A 17,930-nucleotide genomic window follows, 5' to 3' on the forward strand; every position below is an offset into this window, starting at 1 on the left:
GTACCCATGGACTCACCTCTTCTGAGCTGGCTAAGCTTGGATAATCTAATTAGCCGGCCGCGCTGGCAACGCTATTTATTAGCCTTACTCACAGTAGGGCTCACAATTGTTATTGCGACTCCCCTCTCCAAGCACTTGGATTTAACTAATATTGTCATGCTATTTTTATTAGCCGTCGTATTTGTTTCGGTAAAGTTAGGCAGACGACCAGCGATTGTGGCGGCTTTTTTTAGCGTACTAGCGTTTAACTTCTTCTTTGTACCTCCGCATTGGTCTCTTGAAATTACCCATGTTCAATACTTAATTACTCTAATTGTCATGTTGATTGTAGCCTTGACAATTACGCATTTTATGTCTGGTTTTAGAGAAGAAGCCGCCAATGCCGCCATTCGAGAAAAACAAGCTTTAGAGCTTTATCGCTTAGAAAAGCTTGCTCAAGAAAACCAAATCCAGATGGCCGCTGAGCGCTTACGCAGTTCGATTCTTTCAGCTTTATCCCATGATATTCGTACACCACTAACTTCTCTATCTGGCTTAGCGGAGTCTTTAAGTTTAACTAGTTCACATTTAGATAATGACACTCAATCCACGTTAACTGCTTTACGCGATCAAGCCAGTCATCTTAATAATATGGTGAATAACCTCTTAGAAATGGCACGCCTCCAAGCAGGTGGCTTGCAATTCCGCAAAGAATGGCAACCGATTGATGAAGTGATTGGTACGAGTATCAAACTGCTACAAACTGCTTTGAATCAACATCGAATTAGTGTCCAGATTCCCGATGATTTTCCCTTACTAGAGTTCGATGCTTTACTAATGGAGCGGGTGTTCTGCAATCTGCTAGAAAACGCGGCTAAATATTCGCCTCCTCACAGTGAACTAAGGATTTGTGCTCAATTGTTGGCTGATCAAGCCGAAATTTCTATTTGCAATGCCGGAGAGGGTTTCCCAGAAGGCAAGCTTGATCAAGTCTTTGAATTATTTGAGCGTGGCAAGCATGAGTCGACTATTCCAGGGGTGGGTTTAGGCTTAAGTATTTGCCGCGCCATTTTAGAAGCACATCAAGGTAGTATCAAAGCAATTAACTTACCTACCGGCGGCAGTTGTACCTGCTTCTACCTGCCTTTAGGCAATCCACCGAGTATTCTAACAGACGAACTCTCAGCAGGAGTCATGGAAATATGATGCCTGATCACCCTCACATTCTTGTTGTTGAAGATGAACCCAATATTCGGCGCTTTGTACGAACTGCTTTAGAGTCTGAAGCTTGCGAAGTGCTGGAAGCTAGTCATTGCCAACAAGCTTTGAAGCTGCTCAAACAGCAGCGCTTCGATTTACTTTTGCTCGATTTAGGTTTACCCGATGGGGATGGCCTGAATTTGATTAGTAAGCTGCGCACTTGGTCAAAACTGCCGATTTTAGTCTTATCAGCCCGTATTGCTGAGCAAGACAAAATCAAAGCTCTTGACTTAGGAGCTGACGATTATCTGAGTAAGCCGTTTTTGATCGGCGAATTATTAGCACGTGTCCGTGCCCTCTTAAGACGTAGCCAGCCTCAAGTCAGTCCAGAATCCCACAGCTATCGTTTTGGGCAAATTGAAGTCGATTTACAACAACGTCGTGTCACCCGGGCGGGTGAAATTATCCATCTCACCCCGATTGAGTTTCAGCTATTGAGCTTAATGTTGATGAATACCGATCGTGTCCTCACCCATCGCTATCTACTACGCGAGCTATGGGGTAGCACCTATGTGGAGAGCAATCATTATCTGCGTGTCTATGTGCGACATTTGCGCCAAAAACTAGAAGATGACCCCAGCCAACCTCAACACTTTCTAACCGAAACAGGCATCGGTTACCGCTTTCAAATTTAGTCATTCGTAAGGACTTCCCTACATTATGAGCAATCACTCTCAGCCCAAACAAAGTTTGGGCATTTTGACCCTGACTGCCTTAGGCATTGTCTATGGTGATATTGGCACTAGCCCACTGTATGCTTTTCGAGAAGCTTTTGCGCATGGCCTGCAGCCGACTGAAGAAAATGTTTTAGCGAGTTTATCAGCCCTTTTTTGGGCAATCATGCTGATTATTTCTCTCAAATATGTCTGGATCGTTTTACGCTTTGATAATAAAGGTGAAGGCGGGGTATTAGCCTTACAAGCCCTTGCTCAACGCCATAGTCGCCGCACTTGGCCCAAACTGACGAAACCTGTGGCAATGCTTGGGATTATCGCCGCTGCACTCTTTTACGGTGACTCGGTGCTGACACCTGCGATTTCAGTGCTATCCGCAGTGGAAGGAATTAGTGTCGCTACCCCGCAATTTGAACACTGGATACTCCCGCTTACCGTCGGGATTTTACTCAGTTTATTTCTAATTCAACGCTATGGTACCGCTAAAGTAGGTAGGCTCTTTGGCCCTATTACCTTAGTTTGGTTTAGTACCTTAGCTATCTTAGGCATCGCCAGCATTTTACAAACGCCCTCTGTCTTACAAGCGTTGAATCCAATCTATGCTTTGGAGTTTAGCTGGGCGCATCCTTTAGCTGCCTTTGCCCTACTCTCTGCTATTTTTCTAGCCTTAACGGGTGGCGAAGCGCTGTATGCAGATATGGGACATTTTGGCGCTAAACCCATTCGTATTGCTTGGTATAGCTTGGTTTGTCCAGCGTTGATCTTAAATTATTTGGGGCAAGGTGCTTTGATTTTGCGCGAGCCTAGCGCTATTTCCAATCCCTTTTATTTACTTGCGCCTGATAGCTTCTTAGTCATTCTAGTCATTTTGGCGACGATGGCTACGGTGATTGCATCACAAGCCACTATTTCAGGTGCGTATTCCCTGACTTTTCAGGCAATTCGTTTAGGTTATTTGCCAAGAATGCGCATTCAACACACCTCTGATACCGCACAAGGACAAATTTATATTGCAGCGATTAATTGGATCATGTTGGCGGCGGTTATTTGGTTAGTTTTGGATTTCGGCTCTTCCAGTGATTTAGCCGCTGCTTATGGGATCGCTGTCTCAGGAACGATGGTCATTACTAGTCTCTTAGTGCTGATTGTGGCGCTAACTCGCAGTAACCAACGTTTACGCAAGCTCATTATGGCAGCCGTACTTATTTGCCTAGGTTTTGAGATTGTGTTTTTCAGTGCCAACTTAACTAAGTTTACCCAAGGCGGCTGGATACCTTTAGTGATTGGGGTATTGATCTTTACTTTATTAAGCACTTGGAAAAAAGGCAGCGCTTTAGTCATTGAGCAACGCCGCAAAATTAATATGACGGTACGTAAATTTATTAATGAGATTTATCCAACGATTACCCGTATTCCAGGCACGGCTATTTACTTAAGCTCAAGTGCAGGCTTAGTACCAAGTCGCCTATTTTATAATCTGAAGCATTATAAGGTGCTACACGAACAGCTGATTTTTCTACATGTAGACAATGAAGAAATACCTTATGTATCTGAAGACGAGCGCTTAAAAGTTTTGGGCTTAGCACCCGGAATTTACTCGATTGCAGCTCGTTTTGGTTTTCGTGAAGAACCTGATTTAAGCAAAGCCCTTCAACAACTGCCTCGCTATCAATTAACACTGCCAGAGGATGTGACTTTTTTTGTGGCTCGTACTTCAGTCGTCAGTTGTGAGGGGATTTTATCACGCTGGCGCTGCACGGTATTTGCGTGGATGATGCGCCAGTCAGAAAGTGCCTCGACGTATTTTCGCTTACAGCCCAATCAAGTCGTAGAACTAGGCACACAAGTTAGCCTCTAACCGAAAGTGCTAGCGCCTTGCCTTGGCAATGACGCTAGCGTTCTACTCTACATCCACTAATGCTTAGGCAACTACCTTAGCAAAGCACACTTCATAAGCAGGCAAGCTCACCGTGCCATTCTTCAAGCTGCCGGAAAACCCATGCCCTGTTAAGAGTTCTAGAGATAAATCAGTAGGCAAACTAAAGCTTTGTGGGCTATTGCTTAAATTGAAAATACAGCAAATATTCCCACGCATTAAGACCAGAATCGGTTCAGGTGCATCAAGGAAGCGATTATCACCGCTGATTAGATCAGCTTGTTGATGTCGCCAATGCAAGAAGGTTTTAATCCGTTGTAAAACTGCCTCCGCTTGCTGCTGTTGGTCAGCAGCTAAAGCTTGATGCTGCTCAGGAATAGGGAGCCAAGGTTTGACACCTGCCGCACTAAAACCTGCATTCGCTGCATTGCCACTCCAAGGCATCGGGGTACGACAACCATCACGCCCTTTAAACTCAGGCCAGAAGCGAATGCCAAACGGATCTTGGATATCCTCATAAGCCAGCTCTGCTTCAGGCAAGCCCAACTCTTCGCCCTGATAGAAGCAAGAGCTACCGCGCAAGCTAGTCAATAAAGCCGTTAATAAAGGGGCTGTTTGCTGGCCTACCCCCCAACGAGTCACTGCACGGGCAATATCATGATTTGAGAAAGCCCAGCAAGACCAACCGCCACCCATCGCCTCCATCTTTTCCACAACTCGGCGGATATGGGCGGCATTGAATTCTTTAGTCATGAAATCAAAGCTATAAGCCATATGGATGCGCTTACCTTGCTCAGTGTATTCAGCGATGCGGGTATACATATCAGTGACTGCACCCAATTCGCCCACGGAAGTGACTGCTGGATACTCATTCAAAACTTGGCGGAATCGCTCTAAGAATTGCAGATTTTCTGGGCGAGTGATGTTGTACATTGGGTCTTGCATGGCATAAGGATTAGACTCATCAATCCCATTCACCCGCTTATTGCCAATCGGTGGATTATCGCGCAGCTGTTGGTCATGCACATACATATTCACCGTATCGAGGCGGAAACCATCCACGCCCAAATCTAACCAGAAACGCACCACATCCAAGAGGGCATCTTGTACTGCTGGATTATGGAAATTCAGGTCTGGTTGGCTAGTGAGGAAGTTGTGTAAGAAATACTGACGACGCCGAGTATCCCATTCCCAAGCCGAACCACCGAAAATCGAGAACCAATTGGTCGGCGGCGTCCCATCAATTTTCGGCTCAGCCCACACATACCAATCGGCTTTGTCATTAGTACGGCTACTACGGCTTTCAATAAACCAAGGATGGCGATCAGACGTGTGGGATAACACTAAATCAATTAGCACCCGCACGCCTAAACTATGTGCCTTACTTAAGAGCTGTTTGAAGTCGTCTAGTTTGCCAAATAAAGGATCGACATCGCGATAATTGGACACATCGTAGCCAAAATCCTTCATCGGTGAGGTGAAAAAGGGCGAAATCCAAATCGCATCCACCCCTAAATCAGCAATATAATCCAATTTCTCGATGATGCCGGGCAGATCACCGACTCCATCACCGTTAGTGTCCTTATAAGAGCGTGGGTAAATTTGATAAATGACTGCGCCTTTCCACCAGTCGTTATCACCACCTAATTGTAAATACTGCGTTTGCATGGTGAGCACCCCTCTCCGAGTTGTCTGTCATATGTGCAAGAAGTCGTATTTTATTAAAGCACAAATTCAAAGCGCTTTGAAATATTAAATGTTTACCTTAAGGTAAACCTACTATGCCAGCCCCTGCTTATTCGCTAGAATCAAGCTTTATCAGCCCTAGTAAAGATCCAATCTCTTATGAGTCTGAAAGAGCTATCACAGCGTCTTGGCTTATCACAAACAACGGTTAGTCGTGCTTTAAATGGTTACCCAGAAGTGAGTGAGCGTACTCGGCAACGTGTGATGCAACTGGCGCGTGAAATGAACTACCGGCCTAATCCCAGCGCTAAATCCTTAGCAACCGGACGCACTGAACATATTGGGATTGTCTTACCGATTGAAAAGAATTTATTTGTTGAGCCTTTATTTGGCGAGTATTTAGCTGGGGTGGCACAGTTTTTAGCGGAAGCGGATATGGACATCACGATCATCCCGACCCCTTTCAGCCAAGAACTCGAGGCGTATGAACAATTGGCAATGTCCGGACGCGTCGATGGTTTATTAATTAGTAGCCCAGCAGTCAATGATGCACGAGTAGCCAGCTTAGTAGGTTCTAATCTTCCTTTCGTAGTACATGGGCGTACCCACTGCGATCAAGCTTATTCTTATTGCGATATTGATAATCAAGGCTCTTTTGCTAGAGCCACGCGCTTATTGATCGAATTGGGTCATCAGCATATTGGTTTCATCAATGGCGATCATAGTTTAAATTACGCTAATGATCGTTATTTAGGCTACAAATCTACACTTGAGCAATATGGTATCACTTACGATCCGAGTTTATGTATACAAGGTGAGATCACTGAAGAATCTGGTTTTAATGCGGCGGCACAATTATTGATGCACCGTCCTCGACCAAGCGCCTTATTAATCAGTAATATGATTTTTGCCTTAGGGGCGATGCGAGCTTTACGCCAACATGGTTTAGAGCCAGGCTATAATGTTGCGATTATTGTCCATGATGATCATCTACCCTATTTACAAGCTGATAAATTTGATCCTCCACTCACCACGACTAGTTCTTCCATTCGCAAAGCAGGCTATGAAATAACCAAAATGCTGCATCACGAAATTGAACTAGGGGGTAATGCACCAGCTAAACAGCAGCAACTGCTGGAGGTTGATCTCATTATCCGTGGCTCAACACGGATTCGCAGAAACTAGCTAACAAAAATTTAACCTTTTAGTACAGTTTGTCACTAATAAATTCAAAGCGCTTTGGCTATACTAAAGTGACTATAAAAAGACTAGAAACCGCAAGTACCACAATAAGTGAGCTAACAAGGAGTATGTAATGAATGAATGGTGGCGTGGGGCTGTTACTTATCAGATTTATCCTCGTTCGTTTCAGGATTCCAACCACGATGGGATTGGTGATTTAGCTGGTATTACCGAGCGCTTACCCTATGTCGCGGATTTAGGGGTAGATGCCATTTGGTTATCGCCGATTTTTACCTCACCCATGCTGGATATGGGTTATGACGTATCCAATTACACAGATATTGATCCGACCTTTGGTACGCTGGCCGATTTTGATAACTTAATCGCGCGTGCCCATGAGTTGGGCTTAAAAGTTATTATTGACCAAGTCATATCTCATTCTAGTTCTGAACATCCCTTCTTTAAAGAAAGCCGTCAGAATCGCACTAATCCAAAAGCTGATTGGTATGTCTGGGCTGATCCACAACACGATGGTTCACCACCCAATAATTGGTTATCCGTTTTTGGTGGCAGTGCTTGGCAGTGGGATTCACGGCGTTATCAATATTATTTGCATAACTTTTTGGTTGAGCAGCCTGATTTCAATTTCCACAATCCTGAGGTACAAGATTGGTTACTCTCGACCATGCGTTTCTGGTTAGAGCGTGGGGTGGATGGCTTCCGTTTAGATACAGTGAATTTCTATTTCCATGATGCATTACTACGGAACGATCCTGCTGACTTTCGGCGTAAGGAAAAGCCGGCATGGAATCCCTATGCCATGCAATATCATATTTTCTCGAAGAATCAGCCGGAGAATTTAGCTTTTATCGAGCGTATCCGTGCTTTACTCGATGAATTTGATGCACGCACGACGGTCGGTGAAATGGGCGAAGATCATCATCCGATTCGCATGATGGGTGAATATACTTTAGGCAAACGTCTGCATATGTGCTACTCGTTTGCCATGCTTGAAGATCCTTTTAGTGCGACTCACTTCCGTGGCTTAATTGAGGAATTTTACACAGGTGCACCCAATGGTTGGCCATGCTGGGCATTTTCCAATCACGATGTCGTGCGCCATGCCACACGTTGGAAACAATACGGCGCAAGCAATGCAGCGTTAGCTAAACAAGCCGGGGCGTTATTGCTATCACTACAAGGCTCGATCTGCATATATGAAGGGGAAGAGCTTGGACAGACCGAAACCGATTTGGCATATAGCGAACTGACTGACCCACAAGGTTTACGTTTCTGGCCGGAAAATAAAGGTCGCGACGGTTGCCGCACACCAATGACTTGGGATGCAACTCAGCCTAATGCCGGTTTTAGTAGCGCACAACCGTGGTTGCCGGTGAAGCCAGAGCAAGCTGCCCACAGTGCTGCACAGCAAATGGACAATCCACATTCGGTATTAAATTTTTATAAACAGATGCTGCGTTTGCGTAAATCCAGTACAGCTTTACAACAGGGCGCTACGCAATTCATCAACACCCAAGAGCCAATTCTAGCCTTTAAACGAGGCGATCAGATCTTGTGTATTTTCAATTTATCACCCAGCGCACAAACCGTGAAAATTACTGGGAATGTGACTGCATTCTTAGTGGAAGCAGCACAGTTAGCGAATGGGGAATTGAATTTGGCAGGAAATGGTGTCGCGCTGTTTAACATGATAGGTGAAGTAGCTGTTAGCAACTAACAGCTACTCCAAACGGTAGGCTTAGCGCTTGATAGGCTTACCGTTGGCATCAAAGCGATGCAAATTATGCTCTTGTGGACGAATTCCGACCCGAGTGCCAATATCCATCGTCACTGTGCCATCTTCGCGCACAATCATTGGTTCTTCGCTGCCAATATCTACGAAAATATAGTTATCCGAACCTAGATTTTCATAGTGCACGACTTCACCTTGCCAGACTGGATTGGTGTTATCGATACTCAAATGCTCCGAACGAATACCCAAAGTCGTGCAATTGAACTGCTCAGCCAACTTGCCGGTGAGGAAGTTCATCTTTGGCGAGCCAATGAACCCCGCAACGAAGACTGAATTAGGACTTTCATATAATTCTGCGGGCGTTCCCACCTGCTCCACTAAACCATCACGCAATACGCAAATCCGATCCGCCAAAGTCATTGCCTCGACCTGATCATGGGTCACATAAATCATAGTGGCTTTATTCATATCATGGTGCAGCTTAGCGATCTCTAAGCGCGTTTGTACCCGCAAGGCTGCATCCAAGTTAGATAAAGGTTCATCAAACAAAAATACCCGCGGATCACGTACAATTGCGCGTCCAATTGCCACCCGCTGACGTTGACCGCCCGATAATTGCTTAGGTAAACGATCCAATAAATGCGCAATTTGCAGCATTCTGGCGGCTTTCTCGACACGTACACGAATATCATCTGGTGTAGTATTCGCAAGCTTCATCCCAAACGCCATATTGTCATAGACATTCATATGTGGATACAGCGCATAAGACTGGAACACCATCGCAATGCCACGTTTGGAAGGTGCTAGGTGATTAACACGTTCGCCATCAAATAGCATATCGCCTGAAGTAATATCTTCTAAGCCAGAAATCAAGCGCAATAAAGTCGATTTACCGCAACCAGAAGGACCCACAAACACCATAAATTCGCCACTGCGAATATCCAGATTGACACCTTTGATGACATCAATAGCGCCATACGACTTGCGTACATTTTTTAATTCAATACGAGCCATCTCAACACTCCTTTAGCCTTTAACGCCACCAGCTGTCAAACCAGCCACAATCTTACGTTGGAAAATCAACACCAGAATAATAATGGGCACTGTGACCAATACCGACGCAGCCATAATAATGCCCCAAGGGGTTTCATATTGAGTTGCACCTGAAAGCAAACTGATTGCCACCGGCACAGTGCGCGTCTCATTGGACGAGGTGAAAGTTAAAGCGAATAGAAACTCATTCCATGCACCAATGAAGGCCAATAAACCTGTCGTGACTAAAGCAGGCCACATCAACGGCAAGAACACTTTCGTAATAATTTGCCAAGGCGTTGCACCATCGACAATGGCTGCCTCTTCAATCTCAACAGGCAAATCACGCATAAAGGTAGTGAGTACCCAGACGGTGAACGGCAAGGTGAAAATGGTATAGGACAAGATCAAAGCCCAAGGTGTGTTATAGATGCCGATAAAGCGAATCATCTCAAACAAACCAGACAAAACCGCAATCTGTGGAAACATGGATACCGCTAAAATAGTCATCAGCAATAAGCCACGCCCACGGAAGCGTACCCGCGCCAATGCATAAGACGCAGTTACTGCCATCAGTAAAGCTAAAGCTACCGTCATAGTTGCAACAAAGATTGAGTTCAGAATATTGCGTAAGAACTCACCCTGTTGAAACACTGAATAGTAGTTACTTAAGCTAAAAGAGGTCGGCCAATAATCGACCTCGAATAAGGACGTACCTGTTTTGAAGCTGGTCAGAATCGCATAGTAAAACGGAAATACTGACACCACCACGATCACTAGAACTAACAAATAAAACGCTAGAGTCTGTAGGATTTTCATTTGTTATCTCCACTTAAATCGACCTTACCCAGCCAGATATAGAGAATCACAAACAATGCAATGAAAGTGAATAACAAGGTCGATTGCGCTGAACCATAGGCAAACTTATCAAACTCAATCATATTTTCCCGACTGATAATCGACATCGTTTTAGTCGTAGAGGAGTTTGGAGTTAAGACGTAGATCAAATCGAAAATACGCAAGGCATCCAGCATCCGGAAGATAATCGCTACCATCAAGGCAGGTTTTACCAAGGGTAAGGTAATCTTAAAGAACACTTTAACGGGATGAATGCCATCAATCTTCGATGCCTCATAAACATCTTTCGGCACCATTTGTAGCCCTGCTAAACACAACAAAGCCATAAAGGGCGTAGTCTTCCAAATATCGACAATCAAGACCGCAAACATCGCCGTATCCACACTGGCAGTCCACGCAATCTTTTGCGAAATAATGCCTAATTTCATTAAGATATTATTGATAATGCCGAACTGGTCATTGAGCATCCAGCTCCACATTTTGGCTGAAACGATAGTCGGAATAGCCCAAGGAATTAAGATGGCTGCACGCACTAAACCGCGGCCTCTAAATTCAGCATTGAGCACCAGCGCGACGATCATGCCTAAAGTGGCTTCTAAAGTGACTGAAACAAAAGCGAAACGCACGGTATTCCAAACAGCATTCCACCAAGCCGGATCGACTAAAGTTCCACGAAAAATAGTTTTGCCGGAGGGCAAAGTGCGCCAGCTTAAATAATTATCAAAACCGATCCATTGACCACCGTACAGGTTACTCAAAGAGGTATCAGTAAAACTAAAATAAATGGAGCGAAATAAGGGGTAAGCAGCAACAAGAACTAAGGCGGCAATCATGGGTATTAAAAACAGCATGGCCGCGCGAATGCGCTGTGCTTGTAATTCTGCTTTACCTGAAGATGAAACGACATGAGAGGGGTTCATGAGGTATCTCCTAGGGTGGTGCTTATTAAAAAGGGTAACAACCAAGGCCGTTACCCTTCCGACGTAACTCCTGAAGCTTAGTGGCTTTCAGGGTTTGGAGGAGACCTTACCAACCTTTGCCTTGTAATTCGGTTAAATCGGCTTCCAATACTTCGAGGTTTTCAGCGGCAGTTCCTTTACCAGACAAGGTCTCATGCACTGCAGACCAAAATTTAGAAGATACTTCGTTATATTTAACTTTGGTAGGCGCAGAGGGACGCGGAACCGCTTGTAAGAACACATCTTTCCAACGAGGAATAATGGGTTGCTTTTCTTTGATATCCGCATCGTCATATAAAGACATAATGGTTGGCAATTTAGAACCAATCAAAGCATTTTGCTTTTGGGTTTCTTTGGAGGCCAAGAATTTGACTAAAGCAATCGCTGCATCTTTATTCTTAGCATATTTGGAAACCGCTAAGTTCCAACCACCTAAAGTCGCCGCTGATTTGTCATTACCGCCGCCCATAGGCAGAGTGGTGACATCAAATTTACCTTTAACCTTACTATCAGCTGCTTCACCTAAACCATAAGCATAAGGCCAGTTACGCATGAAGACTGCATTACCAGTTTGCCAAACACCACGGGCTTCCTCTTCACCATAAGACAGCACGCCAGGAGGAGAAATATTATTCACCCATGATTTAGCCAAATCTAAAGCCGCAACAGCCTTCGGATTATTAATAGAAATTTTACCATCTGGCTCAACGATTTGGCCGCCACCGAACGACTTCACCCACTCTAAAGCATTACAGGTTAAACCTTCATAGGCATTACCTTGCCATACAAAGCCCCAAAGATCTTTGCTGCCCTCAGCACGCTCAGCATCTTGGACTTTTTTAGCCGTTTCGGTTAACTCTTCCCAAGTTTTGGGTACACTGAGCTTATGCTTTTCCAGCAAATCTTTGCGATAGTAAAGAGCTGGTGCGTCGGTAAATAAAGGCATCGCTACCAATTTACCGTTAACGGTTTGAGACTCAACAATGGAAGGGAAATGGTCTTTAATGACATCCTTGGCAGCTTCAGTCAAATCGACGAAGTTATCAGCTAACTGTGGTGCCCAAATAACATCGGTTTGATACACATCAACATCTGCATTGCCAGCAGATAACCACAAACGATATTGAGCGAATTGATCGGTGGTGGATGATGGCATCGGTACAACTTTGACTGTATTACCTGTTTCTTTTTCCCAAGGTTTGACAAGCTCTTTAAAGACCTCAATGTCTTTACCGACCGCACCAGAAACGAAATTAACTTCAACTGCATACGCAGAAATTGAAGTCATCGAAGCAGCCATTACCGATAATAAAATGGCTTTCTTAATAGGATTGCGCATTAAAGTCATGATCTATCTCCTCCAAGAGATCAACAACACATAAAAACTAGCTAACTGGGCGCTTTAGTATCCATCAAAATTATCCAAAGCGCTTTGAATTTTTACAAAAATACACCTGTCCCAACAGAAAAGCAATTGCTTGTTACAGGTTAATACAAAGAGACTAGGTTAGAAACTACCAAGTTACGATTAGGCATAGCAGTAGGTAGAGCTACTGCGCTTCCGCCAAGCTGCGTAGATACTGAAATAACTCGCGACTACTTTTCGGTGGTTTGCTGGCTGCTTGCTCTTTACGGGCATTGCGAACTAAGCCACGGATATGTTGCCTATCTAGGGATGGATAAGCTTCAAGCAACTCTTCTAAGACTGAATCATCTACCAGTAATTGATCCCGCCAACGCTCCAAGCGATGAAAAATTGCTAACTGTGCTTTACTACTGAATTCCCACTCAGCAAATTTAGCTTGAATTGGCTCAAGCTCCACCTGGCGCATCAACTTGCCGATGTATTGCTTCTGCCGACGCAAAGCACCGTGATTATTTAAGCGCTTAGCCTCTAAGACAGCATCCACTAAACGCTCTGGTATATCGAGCTGCTTGAGCTGCTCAGGACGTAACTCAATCAGTTTTTCACCAAGATCTTGGGCTGCTTCTGCTTCACGTTTATCGTGGCTACGACTGACGTAATCATCATCTTCATCAATGGGGTGGTAATAACCGGCCATGTGCATGCTACCTGTATGGAATGCTAGCTATGCTAAGCAATTTTCGGTAAAAAAACAAAAAGACTCTTAGCAAAGAGTATGCCGTCTGATGGGCTATTTCCCTCATTTATCCAGCCTTTCCTTAGGAAATTGGTTATTATTCCATTTGTCTGTCTTTTTACCCCAATTATCACTCATGACTGATATTTTTATTAGCTACAGCCATAAAGACGAGCCTTGGAAAGATGCCTTGGAGCGTCATTTGAAGGTATTGGAGTTGCACGGTGAATTTGCCATTTGGGATGATCGGCAGATTGAAATGGGTAGTAATTGGTTACCTGCGATTGAAACGGCACTAGAAAAAGCGCGTGTGGCTCTGTTATTGGTGAGTAGTGATTTTTTAACGTCTGAGTTTATTAAGCGCAAAGAGATTCCTCGGTTCTTACAGCGGCGCGAAGCGGAGGGCTTACAAATCATACCTGTCATGGTAAAGCCTTGTTTATGGCAGGCCGTACCGTGGTTAGAGGCTATACAGGGGGCAACCAAAGATAATCGGCCTTTGTCGCAATATGCCTTGGGCTCGCATGAGTCAGAAGTAGCGTTTGCGGAGATTGCATTCAAGGTTTATCAGCGCTTACAAGCATCCAAACAAGCCGAAGCTGCCAAGCAGCAAGCCGAGCAACAGCGTTTAGCTCAAGAGCAAGCCGAGCGCGAAGCGGCAGCTAAACAACAGGCTGAACAAACGCGCTTACAACAAGAAGCGGAGGAACGCCGTTTAGCGCAGCAACAAGCTGGGCGCGCAGCCGCTGAACAGGCACGTCAAGCTGAACTACAACGCCAGCGCGAAGCACAAGCCGAACGCGAACGCCTTGCCCGTCAACAAGCCGAAGCCGCTGAACGTGCACAAGCGGAGCAGCTTAAACGTGAACAAGCCGCTGCTGCTAAAGCTGAAACAGAGCGATTGGTGCGGGAAGCGCGTGAACTTAATAAAAATAATGGTGGTTCTGGGAGCAAGGCTAAATGGCTCTTGGGTGGAGTGGGAGTAAGTGCTTTGGTGTTGGTTTGGGTGATGCAAGGGAAAAAACCCGAGGTGGTCGTACCTACCCTGCCAGACTCAACAGTACCCAGCGGTGAACCTGCAAAACCCACTATTCCCTTGCCCGAAATGCTCCCGATCAAGGGTGGCACATTTACTATGGGTTGCAAAGATGGGCGTGATGATGTGGAAGGAGGTTGTCAGGATGATGAAAAGCCACCGCATTCAGTAACAGTGAGTGACTTTGCCTTGAGTCGTACTGAAATCACCCGTGGGCAGTTTCGTGCTTTTTTGGATGCAACTGGCTATAAAACTACGGCAGAAGAACAAGGTTCGTGTTGGGGAGATAAGACGGGCAAAGGTGACTGGGACTATGTGAAGGGTAATCATTGGCAAAAGGTGGGTTTTGAGCAAACCGACGATCATCCCGTGGTCTGCGTGAGTTGGGAGGATGCGCAAGCTTATGTGCAGTGGTTGAATCAAGTGGATACGGGAAAAAACTATCAGCTACCGAGTGAAGCCGAATGGGAATATGCCGCACGCGGAGGTAATCAAAAAAATGCTTATCCGTGGGGGCAAGATGGTAGTGGTCAATTAGCCTGCCAAAGAGCAAACTTGGCAGATCAGGTCTTGAAAAAACATTATCCTAATTGGTTGTGGACATTAGCAAATTGTGATGATGGTTATGTTTATACCGCACCCACAGGTCAATTTGATTCAAATGGGTATGGTTTAAAAGATATGCACGGGAATGTCTGGGAATGGACTCAGGACTGTTATCATGCTAGCTATGATAAAGCACCTAAAGATGCTAGCGCTTGGCAAGAAAACAATTGTGAAAAACGTGTGATGCGTGGCGGCTCGTGGTTCAACGATCCTCAGTTCGCGCGTTCGGCTATCCGTTTCAGGAACTTACCGGCTGGTCGTGACAACGATATTGGTTTTCGGATTTCCGGGACTTATTAGTCTTTTACCTTTGCACTTTGAACCTTTGCAATGACAGTGACTGAAGAGGGAATCGTGATGCGAGAAGTGGCTAAACTAAACCCCATCTGCTTTCGTGCTATACTGCAAACTATCGCAACTTCGCAACGATTCCATCATGGCATTAGCACAACGCGCTTCATTTACACCCAGCGAATACCTTCAGCAAGAACGGCACAGCTCTGAGCGCCATGAGTATATTCAAGGACAAATCTATTCAATGGCGGGGGCAAGTCGTGAACACAATCAATTGGTATTCAATTTAGCCGGTCTATTACATGCTCAATTACGCCAGCGACCCTGTTCAGCATTTGTGGCGGATATGCGCGTGCGTACTCGTATCAATGAAGCTTACTTCTATCCAGACCTGAGTGTGGTGTGTGGTGCAATGCAGTTTGAAGATGAGACTAGCGACACGCTCACCAATCCTATCTTGATTATTGAAGTTTTGTCACCCACTACCGAAGGTTATGACAGAGGAGCGAAATTTGCGCATTACCGTCGTTTGGAATCCTTGCGCGAATATATTCTTGTGGCACAAGATCGTGTCAGCATCGAACGTTATACCCGCAATGCACAAGGCCAATGGCTGTTATCCGAAGCGACCGAGTTGGAGCAAACTCTGCAACTAGAAGCCATTGGTTGTGAGTTAGGAGTGAAGGCAGTTTATGAAAAGGTATTGAGCTAGTTAGCTAACAAATCAAGTAAAAGGCTCCACATGGGAGCCTTTTGCTTGTAACGGGTTAAACCGACACTTAATGACCGCGTGCTTTACCAATCCGATGCAGCATTTCGATCTGTGCTTTAGCAGCCTCTAACTCAGCTTGAATCGCTTCGTAATCAAGGTCAGCAGGATCTTTGCCCTGAAGGGCATCATGTGCCACTTTCATAGCATCCTGCGCTGCTTTCTCATCCAAATCTTCCGCGCGCATACCTGTGTCAGCCAGTACAGTCACTAAAGTTGGTTGAACTTCTAATACACCACCTGAAACGAACAAAGATGTCGTACCTTCAGCAGTTGTGTACTTCAGTTCCCCTGCACGTAGGCGCGAAATCAATTGAGTGTGCTTAGGATAAATCCCTAAGTCACCCATCGCACCCGGAGCAACTACTTTCTCCACTAAACCAGAGAAAAGCTTTTGCTCAGCAGTTACCACTTCTAATTGAATTGTCGATGCCATCACGCCCTCCTATTAGAGCTTTTTGGCCTTCTCGACCGCTTCTTCAATCGCACCAACCATGTAGAAGGCATTTTCTGGTAAGTGATCATACTCACCGTTCAGGATACCTTTGAAGCTTGCTAAGGTTTCTTTCAGAGTAACGTATTTACCTGGAGAACCTGTAAACACTTCAGCCACGAAGAACGGTTGTGACAAGAAACGTTGAATACGACGCGCGCGGCCAACCACTTTCTTATCATCTTCAGACAATTCATCCATACCCAGAATGGCGATGATGTCTTTCAGTTCTTTATAACGTTGCAGGATACCTTGAACACCACGCGCAGTATCATAGTGCTCTTTACCAACGACTAAGGGGTCTAACATCCGTGAAGTAGAGTCCAAAGGATCTACCGCTGGATAAATACCCAATTCAGCGATGTTACGAGACAATACGAGTGTCGCATCCAAGTGAGCGAATGTAGTAGCTGGAGACGGGTCAGTTAAGTCGTCCGCAGGCACATAAACCGCTTGGAAGGAAGTGATCGAACCATTCTTAGTAGAAGTAATACGTTCTTGCAGAACGCCCATTTCTTCCGCCAGTGTTGGCTGATAACCTACCGCAGAAGGCATACGACCTAACAGCGCTGATACTTCAGTACCTGCTAAGGTGTAACGATAGATGTTATCAACGAACATCAGAACGTCACGGCCTTCGTCACGGAAATACTCCGCCATGGTCAAACCGGTTAAGGCTACACGTAGACGGTTGCCTGGTGGTTCATTCATCTGACCATAGACCAACGCTACTTTATCGATAACGCCGCCTTCAGTCATTTCGTGGTAGAAGTCGTTCCCTTCACGAGTACGCTCACCGACCCCTGCGAATACTGACAAACCAGAGTGTTGCTTAGCGATGTTGTTGATCAGTTCCATCAGAGTAACGGTTTTACCAACACCCGCACCACCGAACAGACCGATTTTACCACCTTTCGCGATTGGCATGATCAAGTCGATAACTTTGATACCGGTTTCAAGGATATCAATACCACCTGCTTGATCTGCATACGCTGGAGGCGCACGGTGGATTGGCCATTTTTGATCGTGCGTTACATCACCCATTTTATCAATCGGGCGACCTAAAACATCCATCACGCGACCTAAAGTACCGTGACCCACTGGTACAGAGATAGGAGCACCTGTATTTTCAACTTTCATACCACGCTTGATGCCATCAGAAGCACCCATCGCGATCGTGCGCACAATGCCATCACCCAACTGTTGTTGGACTTCCAGAGTCAAGCCCTGATCGGCAACTGTCAACGCATCGTAAACAGCTGGCACAGCGTTACGTGGAAACTCCACGTCGACGACCGCGCCGATAACTTCAACGATACTTCCAGTACTCATTGATAGTACCTCTTAAAAAATGATAATTCTGTAAACAGC

At 45.4% G+C, this 17,930-nt stretch carries 15 protein-coding genes; 7 read left to right on the forward strand and 8 right to left on the reverse strand.

Annotated elements, in window-relative coordinates:
* Positions 1–6 precede the first annotated feature (6 nt).
* Genes Q0230_RS10900 through Q0230_RS10910 form a run of 3 tightly spaced genes read left to right on the forward strand, consistent with a single transcriptional unit; the run spans position 7 to position 3,771 of the window.
* Entirely contained in the window at positions 7–1,185 is a 1,179-nt protein-coding gene (locus Q0230_RS10900) for a DUF4118 domain-containing protein (RefSeq protein WP_298610056.1), read from the forward strand.
* Entirely contained in the window at positions 1,182–1,874 is a 693-nt protein-coding gene (locus tag Q0230_RS10905; RefSeq protein WP_298610057.1) for a response regulator, read from the forward strand. The genes Q0230_RS10900 and Q0230_RS10905 overlap by 4 nt, the downstream gene beginning before the upstream one ends.
* Positions 1,875–1,899: 25 nt before the next feature.
* A complete protein-coding gene (locus Q0230_RS10910) occupies positions 1,900–3,771 on the forward strand; it encodes a potassium transporter Kup (protein ID WP_298610058.1) in 1,872 nt (623 codons plus the stop codon).
* A 63-nt stretch (positions 3,772–3,834) separates the two neighbouring features.
* On the opposite strand, the gene Q0230_RS10915 is transcribed toward Q0230_RS10910, so the two are convergent.
* Entirely contained in the window at positions 3,835–5,457 is a 1,623-nt protein-coding gene (locus tag Q0230_RS10915) for an alpha-amylase family glycosyl hydrolase (protein ID WP_298610059.1), read from the reverse strand.
* 177 nt (positions 5,458–5,634) lie between these two features.
* Between Q0230_RS10915 and Q0230_RS10920 the strand changes: the two genes are divergently transcribed.
* Entirely contained in the window at positions 5,635–6,660 is a 1,026-nt protein-coding gene (locus Q0230_RS10920) for a LacI family DNA-binding transcriptional regulator (protein WP_298610060.1), read from the forward strand.
* Positions 6,661–6,790: 130 nt separating this feature from the next.
* A complete protein-coding gene (locus Q0230_RS10925) occupies positions 6,791–8,395 on the forward strand; it encodes an alpha-amylase family glycosyl hydrolase (RefSeq protein WP_298610061.1) in 1,605 nt (534 codons plus the stop codon).
* A gap of 21 nt (positions 8,396–8,416) precedes the next feature.
* Here Q0230_RS10925 and Q0230_RS10930 read toward each other — a convergent pair whose 3' ends face one another.
* The 5 genes from Q0230_RS10930 to yjgA all read right to left on the reverse strand — a co-directional run bounded on the left by Q0230_RS10930 (position 8,417) and on the right by yjgA (position 13,322).
* A complete protein-coding gene (locus Q0230_RS10930; protein WP_298610062.1) occupies positions 8,417–9,424 on the reverse strand; it encodes an ABC transporter ATP-binding protein in 1,008 nt (335 codons plus the stop codon).
* A gap of 12 nt (positions 9,425–9,436) precedes the next feature.
* Positions 9,437–10,261: a carbohydrate ABC transporter permease gene (locus tag Q0230_RS10935; RefSeq protein ID WP_298610063.1), complete on the reverse strand. Its 825-nt coding sequence runs from the start codon at positions 10,259–10,261 to the stop codon at positions 9,437–9,439.
* Positions 10,258–11,220, reverse strand: a complete 963-nt coding sequence (locus Q0230_RS10940) for a carbohydrate ABC transporter permease (protein WP_298610064.1) — start codon at positions 11,218–11,220, stop codon at positions 10,258–10,260. Before Q0230_RS10940 ends, Q0230_RS10935 begins: the two co-directional genes overlap by 4 nt.
* A 106-nt stretch (positions 11,221–11,326) precedes the next feature.
* On the reverse strand, positions 11,327–12,607 hold the full coding sequence (locus tag Q0230_RS10945; protein ID WP_298610065.1) for an ABC transporter substrate-binding protein: 1,281 nt from the start codon (positions 12,605–12,607) through the stop codon (positions 11,327–11,329).
* 202 nt (positions 12,608–12,809) lie between these two features.
* Entirely contained in the window at positions 12,810–13,322 is a 513-nt protein-coding gene (yjgA, locus tag Q0230_RS10950; protein ID WP_298610066.1) for a ribosome biogenesis factor YjgA, read from the reverse strand.
* A gap of 88 nt (positions 13,323–13,410) precedes the next feature.
* On the opposite strand from yjgA, the gene Q0230_RS10955 reads away from it, so the two are divergent.
* Both Q0230_RS10955 and Q0230_RS10960 read left to right on the forward strand, forming a co-directional pair.
* Positions 13,411–15,303 (forward strand): SUMF1/EgtB/PvdO family nonheme iron enzyme, encoded by a 1,893-nt coding sequence (locus Q0230_RS10955; RefSeq protein WP_298610067.1) that lies wholly within the window; start codon positions 13,411–13,413, stop codon positions 15,301–15,303.
* 136 nt (positions 15,304–15,439) lie between these two features.
* Positions 15,440–16,009, forward strand: coding sequence for a Uma2 family endonuclease (locus Q0230_RS10960; protein ID WP_298610068.1), 570 nt, complete (start codon positions 15,440–15,442; stop codon positions 16,007–16,009).
* 67 nt (positions 16,010–16,076) lie between these two features.
* Here the strand turns inward: Q0230_RS10960 and Q0230_RS10965 are convergent, their stop codons facing one another.
* Positions 16,077–16,502, reverse strand: a complete 426-nt coding sequence (locus Q0230_RS10965) for a F0F1 ATP synthase subunit epsilon (protein ID WP_298610069.1) — start codon at positions 16,500–16,502, stop codon at positions 16,077–16,079.
* Between the two features lie 12 nt (positions 16,503–16,514).
* Positions 16,515–17,891, reverse strand: coding sequence for a F0F1 ATP synthase subunit beta (atpD, locus tag Q0230_RS10970; protein WP_298610070.1), 1,377 nt, complete (start codon positions 17,889–17,891; stop codon positions 16,515–16,517).
* Positions 17,892–17,930 lie beyond the last annotated feature (39 nt).

The sequence above is a fragment of the uncultured Thiothrix sp. genome, assembly GCF_937876535.1.
In the GTDB taxonomy this organism is placed as follows: domain Bacteria; phylum Pseudomonadota; class Gammaproteobacteria; order Thiotrichales; family Thiotrichaceae; genus Thiolinea.